The organism is Arthrobacter sp. TRD_SC_6, from assembly GCF_055361185.1.
Genome location: NZ_CM143953.1, coordinates 2,448,617 through 2,467,864, shown reverse-complemented (window position 1 = coordinate 2,467,864; position 19,248 = coordinate 2,448,617). Strand labels below are relative to the sequence as shown.

Annotated in this window: 21 protein-coding genes and 1 riboswitch; of the genes, 3 read left to right on the top strand and 18 right to left on the bottom strand. The window is 64.5% G+C overall.

The window, feature by feature from the left end:
- Positions 1–3: 3 nt before the first annotated feature.
- The 7 genes from trpA to hisI all read right to left on the bottom strand — a co-directional run bounded on the left by trpA (position 4) and on the right by hisI (position 6,129).
- Positions 4–801 (bottom strand): tryptophan synthase subunit alpha, encoded by a 798-nt coding sequence (trpA, locus tag ACWA1U_RS11660; RefSeq protein ID WP_463722348.1) that lies wholly within the window; start codon positions 799–801, stop codon positions 4–6.
- A complete protein-coding gene (gene trpB / locus ACWA1U_RS11655) occupies positions 801–2,120 on the bottom strand; it encodes a tryptophan synthase subunit beta (RefSeq protein ID WP_463722347.1) in 1,320 nt (439 codons plus the stop codon). Before trpB ends, trpA begins: the two co-directional genes overlap by 1 nt.
- 53 nt (positions 2,121–2,173) lie before the next feature.
- On the bottom strand, positions 2,174–2,974 hold the full coding sequence (trpC, locus tag ACWA1U_RS11650) for an indole-3-glycerol phosphate synthase TrpC (protein WP_463722346.1): 801 nt from the start codon (positions 2,972–2,974) through the stop codon (positions 2,174–2,176).
- Complete coding sequence (locus ACWA1U_RS11645) at positions 2,975–3,280, bottom strand: HGxxPAAW family protein (RefSeq protein WP_463722345.1); 306 nt, start codon at positions 3,278–3,280, stop codon at positions 2,975–2,977.
- 89 nt (positions 3,281–3,369) lie between these two features.
- Positions 3,370–4,032 carry a Trp biosynthesis-associated membrane protein gene (locus ACWA1U_RS11640; protein WP_463722344.1) on the bottom strand — a complete coding sequence of 221 codons (663 nt, stop codon included), beginning with the start codon at positions 4,030–4,032 and terminating at the stop codon, positions 3,370–3,372.
- On the bottom strand, positions 4,032–5,612 hold the full coding sequence (locus ACWA1U_RS11635) for an anthranilate synthase component I (RefSeq protein WP_463722343.1): 1,581 nt from the start codon (positions 5,610–5,612) through the stop codon (positions 4,032–4,034). The genes ACWA1U_RS11640 and ACWA1U_RS11635 overlap by 1 nt, the downstream gene beginning before the upstream one ends.
- Before the next feature lie 103 nt (positions 5,613–5,715).
- The gene (hisI, locus tag ACWA1U_RS11630) at positions 5,716–6,129 is read right to left on the bottom strand and encodes a phosphoribosyl-AMP cyclohydrolase (protein ID WP_463722342.1); all 414 of its coding nucleotides are present in this window, start codon (positions 6,127–6,129) and stop codon (positions 5,716–5,718) included.
- 111 nt (positions 6,130–6,240) lie between these two features.
- On the opposite strand from hisI, the gene ACWA1U_RS11625 reads away from it, so the two are divergent.
- A complete protein-coding gene (locus ACWA1U_RS11625; RefSeq protein ID WP_463725030.1) occupies positions 6,241–6,885 on the top strand; it encodes a TIGR03085 family metal-binding protein in 645 nt (214 codons plus the stop codon).
- A gap of 74 nt (positions 6,886–6,959) precedes the next feature.
- Here the strand turns inward: ACWA1U_RS11625 and hisF are convergent, their stop codons facing one another.
- The 10 genes from hisF to aspS form a co-directional block, all read right to left on the bottom strand.
- Positions 6,960–7,730 (bottom strand): imidazole glycerol phosphate synthase subunit HisF, encoded by a 771-nt coding sequence (gene hisF / locus ACWA1U_RS11620; RefSeq protein WP_463722341.1) that lies wholly within the window; start codon positions 7,728–7,730, stop codon positions 6,960–6,962.
- 11 nt (positions 7,731–7,741) lie between these two features.
- Positions 7,742–8,584, bottom strand: a complete 843-nt coding sequence (hisG, locus tag ACWA1U_RS11615; protein ID WP_463722340.1) for an ATP phosphoribosyltransferase — start codon at positions 8,582–8,584, stop codon at positions 7,742–7,744.
- Between the two features lie 88 nt (positions 8,585–8,672).
- Positions 8,673–8,936, bottom strand: a complete 264-nt coding sequence (locus ACWA1U_RS11610) for a phosphoribosyl-ATP diphosphatase (protein ID WP_463722339.1) — start codon at positions 8,934–8,936, stop codon at positions 8,673–8,675.
- 88 nt (positions 8,937–9,024) lie between these two features.
- Complete coding sequence (gene ribH, locus ACWA1U_RS11605; RefSeq protein WP_463722338.1) at positions 9,025–9,525, bottom strand: 6,7-dimethyl-8-ribityllumazine synthase; 501 nt, start codon at positions 9,523–9,525, stop codon at positions 9,025–9,027.
- 54 nt (positions 9,526–9,579) lie between these two features.
- Positions 9,580–10,224 (bottom strand): GTP cyclohydrolase II, encoded by a 645-nt coding sequence (gene ribA / locus ACWA1U_RS11600; protein WP_463722337.1) that lies wholly within the window; start codon positions 10,222–10,224, stop codon positions 9,580–9,582.
- A complete protein-coding gene (ribB, locus tag ACWA1U_RS11595; RefSeq protein ID WP_463722336.1) occupies positions 10,212–10,883 on the bottom strand; it encodes a 3,4-dihydroxy-2-butanone-4-phosphate synthase in 672 nt (223 codons plus the stop codon). Before ribB ends, ribA begins: the two co-directional genes overlap by 13 nt.
- Positions 10,880–11,509: a riboflavin synthase gene (locus tag ACWA1U_RS11590; protein ID WP_463722335.1), complete on the bottom strand. Its 630-nt coding sequence runs from the start codon at positions 11,507–11,509 to the stop codon at positions 10,880–10,882. Before ACWA1U_RS11590 ends, ribB begins: the two co-directional genes overlap by 4 nt.
- Positions 11,510–12,586, bottom strand: coding sequence for a bifunctional diaminohydroxyphosphoribosylaminopyrimidine deaminase/5-amino-6-(5-phosphoribosylamino)uracil reductase RibD (gene ribD, locus ACWA1U_RS11585; RefSeq protein WP_463722334.1), 1,077 nt, complete (start codon positions 12,584–12,586; stop codon positions 11,510–11,512).
- On the bottom strand, positions 12,583–13,269 hold the full coding sequence (gene pnuC / locus ACWA1U_RS11580) for a nicotinamide riboside transporter PnuC (protein ID WP_463722333.1): 687 nt from the start codon (positions 13,267–13,269) through the stop codon (positions 12,583–12,585). The genes ribD and pnuC overlap by 4 nt, the downstream gene beginning before the upstream one ends.
- A 109-nt stretch (positions 13,270–13,378) precedes the next feature.
- A riboswitch (FMN riboswitch) is annotated at positions 13,379–13,513 on the bottom strand.
- Between the two features lie 143 nt (positions 13,514–13,656).
- A complete protein-coding gene (gene aspS / locus ACWA1U_RS11575; RefSeq protein WP_463722332.1) occupies positions 13,657–15,465 on the bottom strand; it encodes an aspartate--tRNA ligase in 1,809 nt (602 codons plus the stop codon).
- Between the two features lie 166 nt (positions 15,466–15,631).
- On the opposite strand from aspS, the gene ACWA1U_RS11570 reads away from it, so the two are divergent.
- Positions 15,632–16,879 (top strand): APC family permease, encoded by a 1,248-nt coding sequence (locus tag ACWA1U_RS11570; RefSeq protein WP_463722331.1) that lies wholly within the window; start codon positions 15,632–15,634, stop codon positions 16,877–16,879.
- 17 nt (positions 16,880–16,896) lie between these two features.
- Here ACWA1U_RS11570 and hisS read toward each other — a convergent pair whose 3' ends face one another.
- Entirely contained in the window at positions 16,897–18,228 is a 1,332-nt protein-coding gene (gene hisS / locus ACWA1U_RS11565; protein WP_463722330.1) for a histidine--tRNA ligase, read from the bottom strand.
- Positions 18,229–18,431: 203 nt separating this feature from the next.
- Here hisS and ACWA1U_RS11560 point away from each other — a divergent pair, with 203 nt between their 5' ends.
- Positions 18,432–19,217, top strand: a complete 786-nt coding sequence (locus ACWA1U_RS11560) for a peptidylprolyl isomerase (protein ID WP_463722329.1) — start codon at positions 18,432–18,434, stop codon at positions 19,215–19,217.
- Positions 19,218–19,248 lie beyond the last annotated feature (31 nt).

Sequence of the window (19,248 nt, the reverse complement as noted above, 5' to 3'; positions counted from 1 at the left end):
GGATCAGTCCTTCGGTGTTCCGGTACTGAGGTCCCGGGTCAGGGAAGCGACGGCGGCAACTCCGCCTTGGCGCAATGCTGCGACTAGTGCCGTGCCGACTATGACGCCGTCGGCATAGGCGCCGATCTCGCGAACATGTTCAGCGGTGGAGACGCCCAGGCCGACGCACGCGCGTTCTGCTCCGGCCTCGTGCGCAGCTGCCACAACCTGCTGGGCGGCTGAACTCACCGAGGATCGTGCTCCAGTGATGCCCATGATCGAGACCGCGTAGACGAACCCGCGGGAGGCTTTCACTGTCATTGCCATGCGTTCGGCGGACGTGGAAGGGGCAACAAGGAAGACGCGGTCCAGCCCGAATTCATCGGACGCAGCGATCCACTCCGCAGCTTCGTCGGGAATGAGGTCAGGAGTAATCAGGCCTGCTCCCCCGGCTTCAGAGAGCTTCCGGGCGAATTCGCGGACACCAAACCTGAGGACCGGGTTCCAGTAGGTCATGACGAGCACAGCGGCGTCCGTCCGGCTGGTGATGCCCTCGACAACGTCAAAGATCTGGCGCACAGCGAAGCCGTTGGCCAACGCTTCAACTGTTGCTTCCTGGATCACCTGGCCGTCCATCACCGGGTCGGAGTAGGGGATGCCGATCTCAATCAGGTCGACGCCGTTCTCCGCCATCGCGACACCGGCCTCGATGGTGGTCTCCACATCAGGAAAGCCTGCGGGCAGGTAACCAATCAGTGCCGTCCGGCCCTCGGCCAGGGCACGGTCAATAGCCGCTGCGGCTTTGCTTGAGGTACCTGTCATCACAGTTGTTCCCCTTCCTTGCCGATTTCCGCCTCGGCGCTGTCTTCAGGGAGAAGGTCAAACCACTCGGCCGCGGTCGCTACGTCCTTGTCACCGCGCCCCGAGAGGTTGATCAGGACGATCTTCTCGCTGGCGTCCCCTGGTTCGGCTGCCAGGCGCTTGCCGACTTTCAACGCACCGGCCAGTGCGTGCGCGGACTCGATCGCCGGAATGATTCCTTCCGTGCGGCACAGCAGCCGGAAGGCTTCCATGGCCTCGGTGTCTGTGATCGGTTCGTACTTCACCCGGCCGATATCAGCCAGGTAGGAATGTTCGGGACCAACGCCGGGGTAGTCCAGCCCTGCGGAGATGGAGTGTGACTCTATGGTTTGGCCGTCATCATCCTGCATCAGGTAGGACCGCGCGCCGTGGAGGACGCCCGGGCGGCCGAGGGTAATGGTTGCCGCATGCCTTTCTGTGTCCACGCCGTCGCCGCCGGCCTCAAAACCGTAAATGGCGACTTCGCGGTCATCGAGGAAGCCATGGAAGATGCCGATGGCGTTGGAGCCGCCACCGATGCACGCGCACACAGCGTCAGGCAGGCGCCCGGTCGCGGCGAGGATCTGTTCCCGCGCCTCTTCTCCGATCACCTCGTGGAAGTAGCGGACCATCGCGGGGAACGGGTGCGCGCCCGCCGCTGTACCGAGCAGGTAGTGGGTGGTGTGCACGTTCGCCACCCAGTCGCGTAGGGCATCGTTGATTGCGTCCTTGAGGGTCTGTGATCCGTTGGTCACGGGAATCACCTCCGCTCCAAGCAACTGCATACGTGCAACGTTCAGGGCCTGGCGCCTGCAGTCCTCCGCACCCATGTAGACGACGCACTCCAGGCCGAGAAGCGCGGCCGCGGTGGCACTGGCAACGCCGTGCTGGCCCGCTCCGGTTTCGGCGATAACGCGCGTTTTACCCATCCGCTTCGCCAACAGGGCCTGTCCGAGCACGTTGTTGATCTTGTGTGAACCGGTGTGGTTCAGGTCTTCCCGCTTCAGGAAGACCCGGACCCCTCCGGCATGCTCGGCGAAACGCGTGGCCTCAGTCAGCAGCGAAGGGCGCCCGGAGTAGGAGCGGTTGAGTTCGGCAACCTGAGCAAGGAAATCGGGGTCAGCTTTAGCTTTCTCGAAGGTGTCCTCGAGTTCATCCAGCGCCGCGATCAACGATTCAGGCATCCATCGCCCGCCGTAAGCACCGAAGTAGGGACCCTGGGCGTGGCGAAGGGACTCTCCGGCGAGGAAAGCATCTGCGGCTCCGTCGGCTTCAGCCTTCGGCTGTGGCATGTCGGTCATGAACGTGCTGTCCTGTCGTGATCGTGTGCGGCACCCCGGGAGGGCGCTTGGCCTCAAGTGGAAAGTGCGCTGCCAGCCCGCGTGAACTCGCTGACGGTCAGTTCGGGGTTGTCGTGCCGGACGAGAGCCTCGCCCACCAGGACGGCGTGCGCACCGTCCGAGACGAACTGTTCGACGTCGGCGATGTCCCGCACGCCGGATTCGGCAACTATCACTGCTCCGGCCGGGATAAGGCCAGCGAGGGAGGGAAATACGGAGCGGTCGATGTCGAGGGTTTTGAGATTCCTGACGTTCACGCCAATGATGCGCGCACCCACGGAAACAGCGCGCTGCACTTCCTCGGCAGTGTGGGTTTCCACGAGGGCGCTCATCCCAAGCTGTTCGGTCAGGGTCAGGAAGTGCACCAGTTCAGCATCGCTCAACGCGGCGACAATGAGCAGGACGACGTCCGCGCCGTGGGCCCGTGCCTCCCATATCTGGTACTCGTCAACGGTGAAATCCTTGCGGAGGACCGGAAGGTCGATGACCTCCCGGACAGCGTCCAGGTCCTCCAACGACCCACCGAACCTGCGCTGCTCCGTGAGCACGCTGACAACGGCGGCACCACCCCGCTCGTAGGCAGCGGCCAACGCCGCCGGATCCTGGATGTCGGACAGAGCACCTTTGGAGGGGCTCTTCCGTTTCACCTCGGCGATCACACGGACGCCCGAACCCTGGACCTTCAGTGCTGCGTGAGCATCGCGTGGAGCAGGGGCACGATTGGCGAGGTCCTGGAGCTTCGGCAGGGGCAGGTGTGCCTTGCGGACCTCAAGGTCCTCCCTGACGCCGACGATGATGTCGTCGAGGACGCTCACTCAGTGACCGGACTTCAACCGGTGCCCACCGACGCCGAAGCCGGCCTTCTTCAGCACCAGACCAACAATGAGGCCAATCACCATGACGACGACGCCGATCCAGAACAACAGGGTCCCGGCGTCCTTGTTTCCATCGGTGCTGGCAAAAATGAACGCGAAGGAAGACAGGGCCGCGCCCGCGAGCATCACGAAGACGCAGGTCCAGGCCGCTGGACTGTTGCCGTGCCCGATGGTTTCGTCCCGAGCAGCCGAGTGCTCGATCATCTTGTCTTCGCCGGAGCGGGTTTCGGGCGCAGTTTTAGCCATTGTGTGTCTCCTTATGCTGTGTCTGGAGTCCATTCTGCCATTGTTTCGGCAGAGCCAAGGTCGGCAGGACCAAGCGTTTCACCGAACGTTCAGCGGGTTGGATCGTCACCGCGGCTGAGGGTGTCCCAACTGTCGATTCCATCCGCGTTACGGTCAACTGGCCCGGTCACTCGTGACGATGTGCTGCCGCGTATGTCAGGATTCCGGGTGCCGTGATTACTGGCGTTCTCGTAACGGCGCGCTGCCAGCCAACCGCGGCCGGCAATCAGGATCCAGGCCGCGCAGGCCACCAACAGCACACCGCCGACGACGGCGATCCACGGCATTGCTGTCACGGTCACCGACACTCCGTCGCGTGCGGTGACGCCCAATGCTTCACCGATGGCCGGGGCTGCAGCCGACACCGGGTCCACCGCTACCGCCACACTGCTCCAGGCGATAGCCCCTCCCGCTACCGTCACGACCACGGCGATGGTCCAGCGGGCAACGGTACCGGCGATGGAGACAGCCAGTGCCGCAGCGAGTCCCACCAGCGCGAACGCCGTGACAGCCGTCGCGGCGTCGGAGCCGGCCACGGCGATCGACGGCGTCTGCACCGCATCTTGGGGAAGCGTCACCGCCAACCACGTCTGCGTCGTGCTGCCGAAAGCCACGAGCGCTGAAAGGACGGTCGCCAGAACCACCACTGACTTTCGCTGTGCAGGCCGGCTCCCGCGCGGTGTGCCATGTTCCGGTGAGGACGCGTCGCGCATCAGGCAGCGCCGCCAGTCGATGTCCGGAGGGTACTCACGGGCCTCAGCCGCGAGGCAATCAGGGCTGCACGCAACGGGGCAGCCGCCTTGTTCATGCTTTCCAGCGCTTCCGCCTCGAGATCCGAATCCGCCACGATCCCGCCTCCAGCCTGGACGTAGGCACGGTTGTCTCGAAGCAGTGCGGACCTGATGGCGATGGCCATGTCCATGTCTCCCGCGAAGTCGAAGTATCCGACCACTCCCCCGTAAATGCCGCGTTTGTGCGGTTCGAGCTCATCGAGCAGACGCAGCGCGCGCGGCTTGGGAGCGCCGGAAAGCGTTCCCGCGGGAAACGTTGCTGCCAGCACGTCGTAGGCGGTCCTGGATGGTTCAAGCTGCCCCACCACGGTCGACACGAGGTGCATGATGTGGCTGAACCGCTCGACCTCCATGAACTGCGTAACGTCCACTGTTCCCGGACGGCACACCTTCGAGATGTCGTTACGCGCCAGGTCCACCAGCATCAGATGCTCGGCGCGTTCCTTTTCATCTGCGAGCAGTTCCTCTGCCAGCATCCGGTCCTGTTCCCCGGTCTTTCCGCGAGGCCTGGAACCGGCGATGGGATGCGTAATTACTTCGGAACCGTTGACCGTCACCAGCGCTTCCGGTGAAGAACCGACAATGGCGTATGCCCGTCCCGAAACGTCCTCGAGATTGAACAGGTACATATACGGACTCGGGTTGGATGCGCGAAGCACCCGGTAGACATCGAGCGCGGATGCGTCGCAATCGACTTCGAAGCGGCGCGAGATGACAACCTGGAAGACTTCGCCGTCCACAATGGCTTCCTTGCCGCGATCGATGGCCGCAAGGTACCCGTCCCTGTCCCAGCGCTCACGCACCGTCGACATCAAGGCAGCGGTGCCGGATCCGCCGTCTGCTGCTTGGTCAACAACGGACACAGGCTGCCCGGACGGTGCGCTGAGGCGCGCGAGCATCGCCTGCACGCGGGCGACGGCGTCGTGCCAGGCATCATCCACGCGCTCCGAGGAGTTGTCGAAGTTGATTGCGTTGGCAACCAGGGTGACCTTGCCGCCTGCGTTGTCGTGGATCGCCATGTCGGTCACAAGGTTCATGGCCAGTTCCGGCAAGTTCAAATCATCTTCAGGTGGGGAGGTCAGGCGCTCCCAGTGGCGCACCGATTCCCACCCGATAAAGCCGACCATTCCTGAAGTGAAGGGAGGAAGCCCATCGAAGCGCTGCGTCTGAAGGGCCTGCACCGTCTGGCGCAATGCCTCCACGGGGTTGCCGTCCACAGGAACACCTGCGGGAGGAGTGCCCAACCAGCAGGCTTCGCCGCCGTCGGTGGTGAGGGTTGCCTTCGAGCTCACGCCGATGAAGGAATACCGCGACCAAACTCCGCCCTCTGCCGCCGACTCCATCAGGAAGGTCCCCGCGTGCGAATCAGTCAGTTTGCGGTAAATGCCAATAGGGGTGTGGGCGTCATCCAGCACGGTGAGGTGCACGGGAATGACACGCCGGTCTTTGGCCAGGACCCGGAATTCTTCCAGACCCGGGCTGATCACTCCAAGCTCGTCCATGTGCTCTGCGTTTTCCTGTCATTACCTGTCGTCGATGCGCCGCCTGGCCGCATCGACTGTTCACTGGTTACTTCGACTTCTGTTGTGCGGTCCAGCCGCGTACCTAGACGGCGCCGACGACGGCACTGAGCTCCCTGCCGTCGAAGCACGTTCGGGAACCCGTGTGGCAGGCCGCGCCCACCTGGTCCACCCTCACCAGCAGCGCATCGCCGTCGCAATCAAGGGCTACCGACTTCACGAACTGCTTGTGGCCCGAGGTGTCCCCCTTGCGCCAGTACTCCTGGCGTGAACGGGAGTAAAAGGTGACCCGCCCGCTCGTGAGCGTCCGCCGCAGCGCTTCGTCGTCCATCCAGCCGAGCATCAGGACTTCGCCGCTCACTTCGGCCTGAATGATGGCAGCAACCAGACCCGCGGCGTCGCGCTTGAGCGATCCGGCGACGGCCGGATCAAGCTCACCGGCCGCCCAAGAGGAAGGACCGGGCAGAATGGAATCGCTGGATTCTGGGTGAGGTGACATCGCCTTCGATTCTAGTCGCGCGAGTCCTCGCCGGTCACACGCGTCCAGACCCTCATCCCGCCCGGCGTTGTCCGCGCAAAATCGGCGGCCATCGTGCTAGTTTCAGCAGTGATGCAATTCGTAGATCCTTCCCGTGTTGTCCTTGCCGAAACGCTGCTCGCGGCAGGGCCTCACTCCCCCACGCTCTGCGACGGGTGGCAGACCAAGGAACTCGCTGCACACCTTTACCTCCGCGGGCGCCGGCCGAGTGTGGGCATCGCCGCAATTATCAAGCCGTTGACGGTCGTCTCTGAGAAGGCAACCCGGAAATTGGCCGCACAGTCTGCAACCACCGAGGCCTATGGGTCCCTGGTGCAGGAGTTCCAGAAGGGCCACCCCTTCTATTCGCCGATGCGCATTCCGTCCATTGATGCCAGCACCAACCTCATCGAGTACTTCGTCCACACCGAGGACGTACGGCGCGCCCGCAGCAGGTGGGCTCCTCGTGCCCTTGACGCCGAGTACTCAAACGCGCTCTGGGATGAGCTGATCAAGCGCGCAGCGATCCTCTACCGGGGCGTTGACCTTGGAATTGTGCTCGTACGGCCGGATGGCCCGCGGCACGTGGCGAAGCGCGCGCCAATGTCCGTTGCCATCAAGGGAGAACCGGGAGAGTTGCTGATGCACGCCCATGGGCGCACTCGGCACGCACTTGTCACGTTCGAAGGCGCGCCCGACGCCGTCGCACTCCTGGATAGCGCTGAGGTCGGCCTCTAAGCACACCCATATCTGCTCAGGCGGTGGCAGCCAAGACCGTATCTGCGCTCAGGTGGTAACTCCAAAAACGCAGGTCAACGGACGGGGAAACCCGCGTCGCGGATAGCCTTCTTCACCTCGGCAATCGCATCCACCGGTCCGAAGTGAAACACTGACGCAGCCAGCACGGCGTCGGCGCCCGCCGCCACGGCGGGCGGGAAATGCGAAGCTTCCCCCGCTCCGCCCGAAGCGATCAGCGGGACTCTCACAGCGGCGCGGACAACCCGGATCAGTTCCAGGTCGAAACCCTCACGCGTACCGTCGGCGTCGATTGAGTTCAGGAGGATCTCACCTACGCCCCGGTCGGCGGCCTCGCGCGCCCAGGCAACGGCGTCAATTCCGGTGCCCTTGCGCCCTCCGTGGGTGGTGACCTCGAATCCGGAAGGTGTGGACCCGTCGTGGGTTCGCCGGGCATCGAGGCTGAGGACCAGCACCTGCGACCCGAAATGCGCTGCAATTTCGTCGATGACCTGCGGGCGGGCAACCGCCGCTGTGTTGATGGAGGCCTTGTCCGCCCCGAACCGCAGCAACCTGTCGACGTCGGCAATTTCCCTGACGCCACCGCCGACGGTAAGCGGTATGAAGACTTCCTCGGCGGTCTGGGCAACCACATCGTAGGTGGTGTCCCGGTTACTTGAGGACGCCGTCACGTCGAGGAAAGTCAGCTCGTCCGCACCCGCACGGTCATAGCGGTGCGCGAGCTCCACCGGATCTCCGGCGTCACGGAGATCAGCAAAGTTGACGCCCTTAACGACGCGGCCGTTGTCGACATCGAGGCAGGGAATGACCCGGATTGCAACGCTCATGATCTTCGCCCCTAGATCCGGCAGGCGTGGATTGTGCTGACAAGGATTGCACGTGCACCGAGATCATAGAGCTCGTCCATGATCTGGTTGGTGCGGTTGCGTTTCACCATGGATCTCACCGCAACCCAATCGGAATCGCGGAGTGGCGATACCGTGGGCGATTCGAGTCCCGGTGTCAGAGCCGCTGCCTGGTCCACCAGTTCCTTGCGGATGTCGTAGTCAAGCAGCACATACTGGCGGGCCACCAACACGCCCTGCAGGCGACGGATGAGGATATCCAGGCCCTCCGGGGAAGCACCCTTGCGGCCGATCAGCACCGCCTCGCTGCGGAGGATAGGGTCGCCGAAGATCTCCATTCCGGCGGCTTTGAGCGTGTTCCCGGTCTCGACGACGTCGGCGATCGCGTCTGCGACGCCCAGCCGAACCGAGGATTCCACTGCGCCGTCCAGGCGGACCACCGTGGCATCGACGCCCTGCCCGGCGAGGAACGTCCGCAACAGGCCGTCATAGCTGGTGGCCAGGCGCTTGCCCTGCAGTTCCTTCACGGTGGAGAAGTGACCGACAGGCCCGGCGAATCGGAACGTGGACGCTCCGAATCCGAGCGGAAGGAGTTCCTCAGCGTCCACTTCGGCGTCAAGGAACAGGTCCCGGCCGGTGATGCCGACGTCGAGGGTTCCCGCTCCGACATATACCGCAATATCGCGCGGACGGAGGAAGAAGAACTCAATCTCGTTCTCCGGGTCCACCATGACCAGTTCACGCGGGTCGCGGCGCTGGCGGTAGCCCGACTCACTGAGCATGGCTGAGGCGGATTCTGACAGGGATCCCTTGTTGGGGACTGCTACTCGAAGCATGGGGTTTCCTTCTGGGAGGAGGTTTACTGGGCCGACGCTTGGCCGCGCATCACGTCCCGGAGCATCTTAGGAGTGGTCCGGTGCGCGGCTAGAGATGCTTGTAGACGTCCTCGAGGGTGAGTCCCTTGGCGATCATCATGACCTGCAGGTGGTAGAGCAGCTGGGAGATTTCCTCAGCGGCTTCCTCTTTGGACTCGTACTCCGCGGCCATCCATACCTCTGCCGCCTCCTCCACAACCTTCTTGCCGATACCGTGCACGCCGGAGTCCAGCTCAGCCACGGTTCGGGACCCGGTTGGACGGACCGCTGCTTTCTCGCTCAGCTCGGCGAAGAGGGTGTCGAAGGATTTCACTCTGCCTAGGTTACTTGGTCCGTCCGGATCCTCCGCACCCGTTGGAGGCTATGTGACGAACGTCCAACCATTGCGCCCGGTCTGCCCTCTATGCCCGATTCGACCAAGGCGCGAGGGTTGCGACGGTCGCAAGGGCAGCCACCGTCGCCTCATATCCCTTGTCCTCGCTGGACCCGGCAAGGCCGGCGCGGTCCAGGCCCTGGTCCTCGGTGTCGCAGGTCAGGACTCCGAAACCAATCGGCACGCCGGTGCGGACGCTGACGTCGGTCAGCCCGGACGTCGCTGCCTGGCAGACGTAGTCGAAGTGTGGAGTGCCTCCGCGGATGACCACGCCCAGTGCGACGACGGCGTCATAGTGCGGTGCGAGCCTCGCGGCCGCGACCGGCAACTCAAAGCTGCCTGGGACACGCAGTACGTCCGGTTCGATGCCTGCAGCCGCTGCAGCCCGCCGCGCACCGTCGAGCAGACCGTCCATGATCGTTGTATGCCAGCTCGCGGCGACGACGGCAAGCCGCACCGGCCGTTGGTCCGCCGACGCCGAGGCGCCCAGCTTAGAGATGTCAATGGTGGGGGCTCCGTGGCCGCTCATGTGTGCTCCTTGGGATGCTTGTGAATTATGGGTGCGAAGGTTCAGTGCAGAGTGTCAGCTTTGCTGCACAATCTTCTGCTGCAGGTGGGACAGGTGATGGTTGAGCCGGTCCCGCTTGGTCTCGAGGTAATGCCTGTTTTCCTCCCGGGAAGGTATGTGCGAGGGAACCATTGCGCTGACGGCGACTCCATACCGTTCCAGGTGTTCACGCTTGAGCGGATTGTTGCTCAGCAGGTTGATCCGGGTAATGCCGAGTTCGCGCAGGATCCCGGCCGCCACCTCATAGTCCCGTGCGTCCACGGGGAGGCCCAGCTGCTCGTTGGCCTCAACGGTGTCGGCCCCGTTTTCCTGCAGGGCGTAGGCGCGGAGCTTGTTCGCCAGCCCGATGCCCCGGCCCTCCTGGCCCCGCAGGTACACCACCGTTCCACCCTGTTCCTGGATAAGGCCGAGGGCTTGCTCAAGCTGCTCGCCGCAGTCGCATCTGTAGGACCCGAACACATCTCCCGTAAGGCACTCTGAGTGCAGTCGCACCAGCGGCGGGCTCAGGGACTCACTGTCTTCCCCCTCGCGTTCTCCCTGGCGCGGGACGGAAAGGGTTAGGTGTTCGACGCCGGAAGCCGTGTCGGTCCACGCCTGGGCCCTGAAGGTGCCGAATACGGTTGGGATGGCCACCACCGGTCCTGCAGTCAGCGTGCCCATGAAGCACCTCCCGGGCTGTTGGCGCCAAGGTACGCTGCCAGGTCCTCGATGGAAATGAGCGGGGCATTATGCCGTGTAGCGAATTCCCGGAGCGCGGGCAGGCGCATCATTTCTCCGTCGTCGTGGGCTACTTCCGCGATGACTCCGACAGGCTCGACGTCGGCCAACCGGCACAGGTCCACCGCGGCCTCGGTATGGCCTCGCCGCTCGCGGACGCCGCCGTCCACAGCCCGCAGCGGAAACATGTGGCCCGGGCGCGTGAGGTCCGCAGCCAACGACGACGGCGACGCCAGTACGCGGGCGGTCAGCGCACGGTCTCCAGCACTGATCCCGGTGCTCACGCCCTCCGCCGCGTCGCAGGACACCGTATAGGCGGTCTGCTTGGCGTCCTGGTTGTCGGTCACCATCGCGGGCAGGCCGAGCGCATCCGCCCTCGCCCCGGGCAACGGGACGCACAGCACGCCTGAGGTGTACCGGATGGTCCATCCGGTCAGTTCCGGCGTGGCAAACTGCGCGGCGAAGATGATGTCGCCCTCGTTCTCGCGGTGGGCATCGTCCACCACGATGACGGCCCGCCCCGCGGCGATCGCCTCCACTGCAAGCTCGACCGAATCGAGCACGGTTTCGACGGGAAGCTTCGTTTCATGTGCAGCGCTCATGCGCGTGCCTCCCGGGAGGCGAAGCCCAAGAGGCGCTCGGCGTACTTGGCCAGCACGTCCATTTCGAGATTCACCGGGTCGCCGGCATGCTTGGTGCCGAGTCCGGTTTCGCTCAGCGTCGTGGGGATGAGCCCGACCTCGAACCAGGTTTCCCCGGCACCCGGCTCGCTCACCGCAGTAACCGTCAGTGAAACGCCGTCCACCGCGATTGACCCTTTCTCGGCGGCATAACGATCCAGCGGCTCTGGAACGCTGAAACGAAGGCGCTCCCAGGATCCATGATTTTCCCGCTCGAGCAGCTGGCCAACACCGTCCACATGTCCCTGGACAACGTGGCCGTCGAGGCGCCCATCGGCGGGGACGCAGCGCTCAAGGTTGACCCGGCTTCCTGCGGTGAGCGCTCCAGTGGTGGTCCGGTTCAGGGTTTCACCCATGACGTCGACGCTGACCAGCCCGCCCTGGATTGACGTCGCTGTGAGGCAGACCCCGTTGACGGCAATCGAACCGCCGGGCTGCAGACCGGACGCCGCGGTGCCGGCGTCGAAGACCAGAACCGCGCTCCCGCCGTCCTGCGTGGATTGGATTGCTGTGACGGTGCCCTGCGCGGACACGATACCTGTGAACACTTACGAGCCTTTCGATTCAGCTGCCGGTGGCGGCGCGATGGGTTTGAAGTGCAGCCGGACGTCGTCACCGATTTGTGTGACCGCCGCGGCTCCGTCCGGGTCAAGGCGCCAGACATGCGCGTCCGGGAGTGTGGCGATGCCGAGCTGCTGAAACGCCGGAATGCCTGATCCGAGCAGCATCGGCGCGATATAGGTAAACAATTCATCGACGAGGTCTGCCATCAGGAAGACACCTGCGAGCTGGGGGCCGCCTTCGAGAAGTACGTGGCGCACTCCGCGGCGGTGAAGCTCGTGCAACGCCGCGCGCGGATCGTGGGTATCGAGGTGAATGAACCCGGTACCCCTGATTGCGGCGTCAGCTGGGACTGTACGGTGGCCCATCGCGGCCCGCAGCGGCTGGTGGAGTGCGTCGGATCCGTCCAGGGCGCGGGCGGTGAGCCGTGGATCATCCGCGAAGACTGTTCCTGTTCCGACCAGCACGGCGTCCGCGCGTCCGCGGATGGCGTGCCCATCAGCGCGGGCATGCGGGCCGGTAATCCATTGACTGGACCCGTCTGCGGCAGCTGACTGCGCATCCAGGCTCTGCGCGACCTTCAGGGTCACGAAGGGCCGGGCATCGCCGACGGCGGCGCTCCACCGGCGGTTCAGCTCGACCGCGGAGCTACCGAGTAGACCCCCGACGACGTCAACGCCACGCTCCTGTAGCCATGCGGCGCCGCCGGCGGCTTCGGGGGTGGTATCCGCGGCCGCGAACACCACTCGCCGGATGCCTGTTCCTGCGATTGCTTCGGTGCAGGGTCCGGTCCGGCCGGTGTGGTTGCACGGTTCGAGTGTGACCACCATGGTGCAGCCAGCGGGATTGAGGCCATGCTGCGCCGCGTTCTTGAGCGCAGCGACTTCCGCGTGGTCCGTACCGGCGCCGAGGTGCGCTCCGCTGGCAACCAAGGCGCCGTCGTCGTCGATTATTACTGCTCCGACCAGCGGATTCGCGCCGCGCACACCCTGGCCAGCCAGCTGAAGCGCGTTCTCCATGGCCATCATTTCCGCGGCGCTGACAGGTGCCCCGGTGGCGGTCATGTCAGGCTCGGTTCAGGCGTGCGGGCGCTGCGCTCCGAAAGGGCTGAGCGTCGCTGGGCCCTGGCCCACACCACGAAACCGACGAGCGTGAAGATGCCGTAGAAGAGGTACATGAAAGCCGACGCGTAGTACCCGGCGCTGAACAGCAACGGAACGCCGACGACGTCGACGGCAACCCAGATGAGCCAGAACTCCACCCAGCCCTTAGCCATGCCGAAGGTGGCCAGCAGGGAGCCGACGAACGTCCAGGTGTCAGCCCAGACGGGTTCGTAGGAGCCAAGTGCCCGGAACACTGGCGTCAACGCAACGGTTCCCAGAACCATCGCGGCGACAATGCCGATGCGGGCCCTGTTGGACGCCCAGCGGGGGGTAACCGCCGTGCCGCCAGCGGTGCGGGTCTGCTTCCAGCGGTGCCAGCCGTAGATCGCGACGGCAATGAACATGACCTGGCGGCCGGCCTGTCCCAGCAGGCCGGCGGTGGACGCGTTTCCTAAGACAGAACCGAGGAAGACGGTGAGGAGCAGGACGTTTCCTGTGATACCGACGGGCCAGGCCCATACCTTCCGGCGCATCCCGCCGAGTGCACTGAGCAGGCCGAAAACGTTCCCGAGAACTTCCCGGACCAGCAGCGGACTGCCACCGATGAAAATTTGGGCTTCGAAGAGCCACCGCAGAAAATCCATTTTGTTCCCTCAAGCTCGCGCTTACGGCGCCGGGGAACGACAGGACGCGGCTTCATGGGCACCACCGACGGCGCACCTAGGCGCCGACAACGATGCACAGCCGTGGCTGCACGTGCTTCTCTCATCCAGACTTTAACTGTCGGTCCCGGAATTTCACCGGCTCAACCGTTTGCTGCCGTTGGGCAGCGCGCGGGTCGCGGACTATAACCGCCGGTTCGGACTTACACCGACCCCGGAGCACGTTGTACGGGCACTATTCTTCCACACCCGCACCCGGTGAATGCCACGCGCCGTCACAGTCGCTGTGCTTACGCCCCCGCCGGGTGCGCAGATGATCGTTTGGCGCAATTCTTCGGTGATGACGTGCGCACCCAGCGGAGGGGTGCGTCAGTTGGCCGGGTTGGCGTCTGGTTTTGCGTCCGGTTTAGCGGCTGGCTTTGCGGCCGGCTTGGCGTCAACGCCCGCTTCCTTCCGCTGCTGCGCGGTAATCGGTGCAGGTGCTGCGGTCAGTGGATCGTACCCGCCGCCGGACTTCGGGAAGGCAATCACATCGCGGATGGAATCGGTACCGGCGAGCAGCGCAACAACGCGGTCCCACCCGAACGCGATACCGCCGTGGGGAGGCGCACCGTACTTGAATCCCTCGAGCAGGAAGCCGAACTTCTCCTGGGCATCCTCGGCATCCAGACCCATCACGGCGAAAACGCGCTCCTGGACATCACGCTTATGGATACGGATGGACCCGCCGCCGATCTCGTTGCCGTTGCACACGATGTCGTATGCGTAAGCAAGCGCGGTACCCGGATCGGTGTCGAAGCTCTCCAGGAATTCGGGCTTGGGAGATGTGAAGGCGTGGTGTACTGCGGTCCAGGCGCCGGAACCCACAGCGACGTCCCCTGCCGCCACGGCGTCAGACGCCGGCTCGAACATCGGTGCGTCGACAACCCAGACAAAAGCCCACGCGGACGGATCGATCAAACCGGTCCGGTGCCCGATTTCCACGCGTGCCGCTCCGAGCAGCGCACGCATTGGAGACCTCTCCCCTGCGGCGAAGAAGACGCAGTCACCCGGGTTGGCGCTGACGGCGGCAGCGAGGCCCTCGCGTTCGGAGTCCGTCAGGTTCTTGGCCACGGGACCGCGGAGGCTGCCGTCGTCGTCGATCAGGACGTAGGCCAGGCCCTTGGCCCCGCGCTGCTTCGCCCATTCCTGCCAGGCGTCGAGCTGGCGGCGAGGCTGGGAGGCACCCCCGGGCATGACCACAGCCCCGACGTACGGAGACTTGAAGACACCGAACTCGGTGTCCTTGAAGTACTCGGTCAGTTCCGTCAGCTCCAGTCCGAACCGGAGGTCTGGCTTGTCGGAGCCGTAGCGGGCCATTGCATCCGCGTAGGTCATGCGCTGGATCGGCGTGGGAATCTCGACGTCGATCAGCTTCCAGAGCGCCTTGACGAGCTCTTCGCCGAGCGCGATGATGTCGTCCTGCTCCACAAAGCTGGCCTCGATGTCCAGCTGGGTGAATTCCGGCTGCCGGTCCGCGCGGAAGTCCTCGTCCCGGTAGCAACGTGCAATCTGGTAATACTTCTCGAAGCCGCCGACCTGCAGCAGCTGCTTGAACAGCTGGGGAGACTGCGGCAGCGCGTACCAGGATCCTGGAGCCAAACGGGCGGGAACCACGAAATCGCGGGCGCCTTCGGGAGTGGAGCGTGTGAGCGTAGGGGTCTCGATCTCCACGTAGCCGTCGGTGTGCAGCAGCTCGCGGGCCACCCGGTTCGCTTCCGACCGCAGGCGGAGGTTCGCGTTGGGAGCGGGCCGGCGGAGGTCGAGGTAGCGGTGCTTGAGGCGTGCCTCCTCACCGACCTCGACGTGCTCGTCGATCTGGAAGGGCAGTGGGTCCGAGGTGTTGAGGACGGTGACGGTCTCCGCAATAACCTCGACCTCTCCCGTTGCCAGCGCAGGGTTTTCATTGCCCTCGGGCCGCTTCTCGACGGTTCCGGTGATTTGCAGGACATACTCATTGCGCAGGCCGGAGAAGACGTCTTCCTCGCGCACGACCACCTGGGCAAAGCCGGATGCATCGCGGAGGTCGAGGAACGCGACCCCACCGTGATCACGCCGACGGGCCACCCATCCTGCGAGAGTTACGGATTGTCCAATGTGCCCAGTCCCAAGGGAACCGAGGTCATGTGTGCGCAGCACAGCATTCCTTCCGGTGTGGTTGAATCTGTGTGATTCGATGTAGTGAGATGTGATCGCTTCGTTCGAGTTTACCGCTGGAGCCCCCGGCCATCGGCCACCATATCGTCAGCCGAAACGTCAGTGGCCGGTAACGCGTCAGCGGCCACCTCACCCCCAGGAGACCCGCATGCCGCAGGCGCTCAACCGGCAGCTCGGCGGATTCGACGCAACCACAGTGGGTATCGGCTCCATGATCGGAGCTGGCGTCTTTGTGGTCTTCGCCCCCGCTGCCGCGTCCGCCGGAGCGTTCCTCCCCCTCGCCGTCGTCCTCGCCGGAATCATCGCCTATGCCAACGCAGCAGCATCGGCCCAGCTCGCGGCCGTCCACCCGGTCAGCGGCGGAACCTACACTTATGGCCGCCGTCAGCTGGGCCCCTGGCCCGGCTTCCTCGCCGGCTGGAGTTTCATCACTGGGAAGGCTGCATCGTGTGCGGCGATGGCACTGACATTCGGCCTCTACGCGGCCCCCGGCGCTGGCAAAGCCGCGGCGGTAGCGGCGGTGGCTGCACTGACGGCGGTCAACCTCCTCGGCATCACCCGCACGGCGTTGATGACCCGCGTCATCGTGTCGCTGGTGGTTCCAGTGCTTGCCTTTGTGATCGTTGTGGCGTTCACTTCCCCGAACGACGACGGCGGCACCACCCCAGTGTCAACCTCACCTTTCGGTGTCCTGCAGGCCGCGGCACTCATGTTCTTCGCTTTTGCCGGTTACGCCAGGATTGCAACCATGGGCGAGGAAGTCCGCGACCCGGCACGGAACATTCCCCGTGCCATCTTCGGCGCGCTCGGCTTCACCCTGGCACTGTACCTGCTGCTCGCCGTCGGGCTCCTCGGCGCACTTGGCCCGGCCGCCCTCGCCGACTCCCCTGCGCCGTTGACAGAAGTGTTCCAGGCGGCCGATTCGCTGCCTGCGCGCGCTGTTGCCGTGGCCGCCGCGCTAGCCAGCCTCGGTGCCCTGTTGGCGCTCATCAGCGGGATCGCGAGGACTGGCCTGGCCATGGCCCGCGAGTCCGACCTCCCCCGCGTCTTCAGCAAGGTTTCGCCCCACCGCTCCACACCATTCGTCGCAGAACTTGCCGTCGCCGTCGTCGTCATTGTGCTGCTGCTGGCCACTGACGTGTTGACCGTGGTGGGTTTCTCAAGCTTTGGCGTGCTGATCTACTACGCCATTGCGAACCTCTCCGCGGCGACCCTCACGGAACGCCCGTGGTACGCACCGAAGGCGCTGAACATCCTTGGACTGGGCGGATGCCTGGTGCTGGCGTTCACGCTGCCGCTCACATCCGTGCTGACCATGACCGCAGTGCTTGCGGTGGGTGTCCTCGCGCGCGCCGTCGTCATGCTTTGGCGAAAACGCAGGGAACGCCCGCAGTAGCGAATTCTTGCGCGTGTTTACTGCGCGATGATCGCGGGCCAGAGATCCTCCGCCGGCGGAGACCACTGCGCAGGATCCGCTGCCACCTGGTCACCTGTTCGAATGTCCTTTACCTCGTGGGAGCCGTCTTCCGAGGTAAACCAGACGAAGGGGATGCCACGGCGGTCCGCGAACTTGATCTGCTTGCCGAACTTCTCCGCTGTCGCCGCCACTTCCACCGGAATGCCCCGTCCCCGCAGTGCGGCGGCGACGTCCTGGGCAGCGGACCAGGCGTTGTCATCCGCGAGGGTCACGAGCACAGCCGTTGGCACCTGCCGGGAGGCTACCGCGAATTCCTGGCTGAGGATCCTCGTAACGATGCGGGTCACGCCGATCGACAGGCCGACGCCGGGGAACGTGCGGTTGCCTTTGCTCGCCAGGGCGTCGTAGCGGCCGCCAGAGCAGATCGAGCCGAGCCCCTCGTGGCCCACCAGGACTGTCTCGTAGACGGTGCCGGTGTAATAGTCCAGTCCGCGCGCGATGCTGAGGTCCGCGATGACCTTGCCGGGAGCGCGCCTGGCAGCCTCGGAAATAACCTGTTCGAGTTCAGCGAGGCCTTCCTCCAGCAGTTCGTCCGTCACGCCAAGTGCCCGGACCTCTGCCACAAATGAGGTGTCCGCTGTACGAATTGAAGCCAGTTTGAGGGCGGCCGCGGCCTGTTCGTCGGTAGCTCCGAGCTCGTCCTTCAGCAGCTGCGCGACCTTCTCCTGGCCGACTTTTTCCAGCTTGTCGATGCTGCGCAGCACGCCCGGCGTATCGGTCAGGCCTATCCCCCGGTAGAAACCTTCCGCAAGCTTCCGGTTGTTTATCCGCAGCTGGAAATCCGGGACGGGCAGCGCGCTGAGAGCCTCGGCCACCACGAGGGCAAGTTCGACGTCGTACCGGAATGGCAGTGATCCGTCGCCGACCACGTCGATGTCGGCCTGGGTGAACTCGCGTGCTCTTCCCTCCTGGGGCCGCTCACCGCGCCAGGCCTTCTGGATCTGATAGCGCCGGAACGGGAAGGAAAGGTGGCCGGCGTTCTCAACCACGTAACGCGCGAATGGCACGGTGAGGTCGAAGTGCAGCGCCAGGGAATCTTCGGATGCGCGGCTATCGCCCTCGCCCTGCAGGCGGGAAACAGCGTAAACCTCTTTGTCGATCTCCCCCTTGCGGAGCAGTTGGCCGATGGTCTCAACCGCACGGGTTTCGACGCTTGAGAAGCCGTGAAGTTCGAAGATGCGCCGCAACGTGTCCAGGACATGAAGTTCCACGAGACGCTCCTGCGGCAGCCACTCGGGAAATCCGGACAACGACGACTTACGTGCCATACGGCAACTCTCCTCAAGAATGTGCCCGCTTCCGTCCATGGTCGGCGGAAATCGGGCTGAAACTTCGAAGGCAATGCTGGAGCACTATGCCTACACTGTGTGCGGCATTCATTTTATGGGGTTGAGCTGTGGCAGGCTAACCGGCTGATCAGCTGGCGGAACGCCTCAGCGCCCGCATGGACGGGACTGACTCAGGAGGTATTGTGGCGCTCGACCGTCGCAAGCGTGAACTGCGCAGGCACATTGAACAGATCGAAGGCAAACGGAAGCTCCAGCAGACGCAGGGTGCGCGGCGCCGGCGGGACAATCTGTTCGCGGGAGTTGCCGCCGTCGTCGTGCTCGCCCTGGCTATGTCGCTCCAGCTCTTTTGGTTCGCCTCGGACCCAACAGCAGCGGAGATGGACCTGCTTGACGATGCTCCCGGGGTCCAGCCAACCGGAACAGCAGAGCCCGACGCCGGACCCACCGCCATCCCTGATCCCGCCACGGTGGAGGGGCAGACGTTCACTGGCACGCTTGCCACCAGTGCGGGAGACGTCGGTGTGGAACTTGATGGGAATCTTGCCCCTCAGGCGGTTGCCGTCTTCACGTCGCTGGCCGAGGACGACTTCTTCGAGGGCAAGAGCTGCCACCGGCTCACAACCGCTGAAAGTATGGGTGTGCTGCAGTGCGGGTCGTTGAACGGGGACGGCGCCTCGGATCCCAACTTCCAGTGGGGACCCATAGAAAACACTCCTGAAGATGGGATGTACCCGGCGGGCAGCATCGCGGTGGCGCGCGGAGCATCCCCGGACACCCACGGAACGCAGTTCTTCATTGTCTATAAGGAGTCCCAGATCACCCAGGAAACCGGCGGGTACACCATCATGGGGTCGGTCACCTCCGGCCTCGAGACGGTGCAGGAAATCGCCGAGGCCGGCGTCGAGGGTGGAGGCCAGGACGGTCCGCCGGTCACGCCTGTGACGATAGACTCATTAACTCTGCGGTAATCAAGCAGGACACGGCCGTTGGGCCATCCAT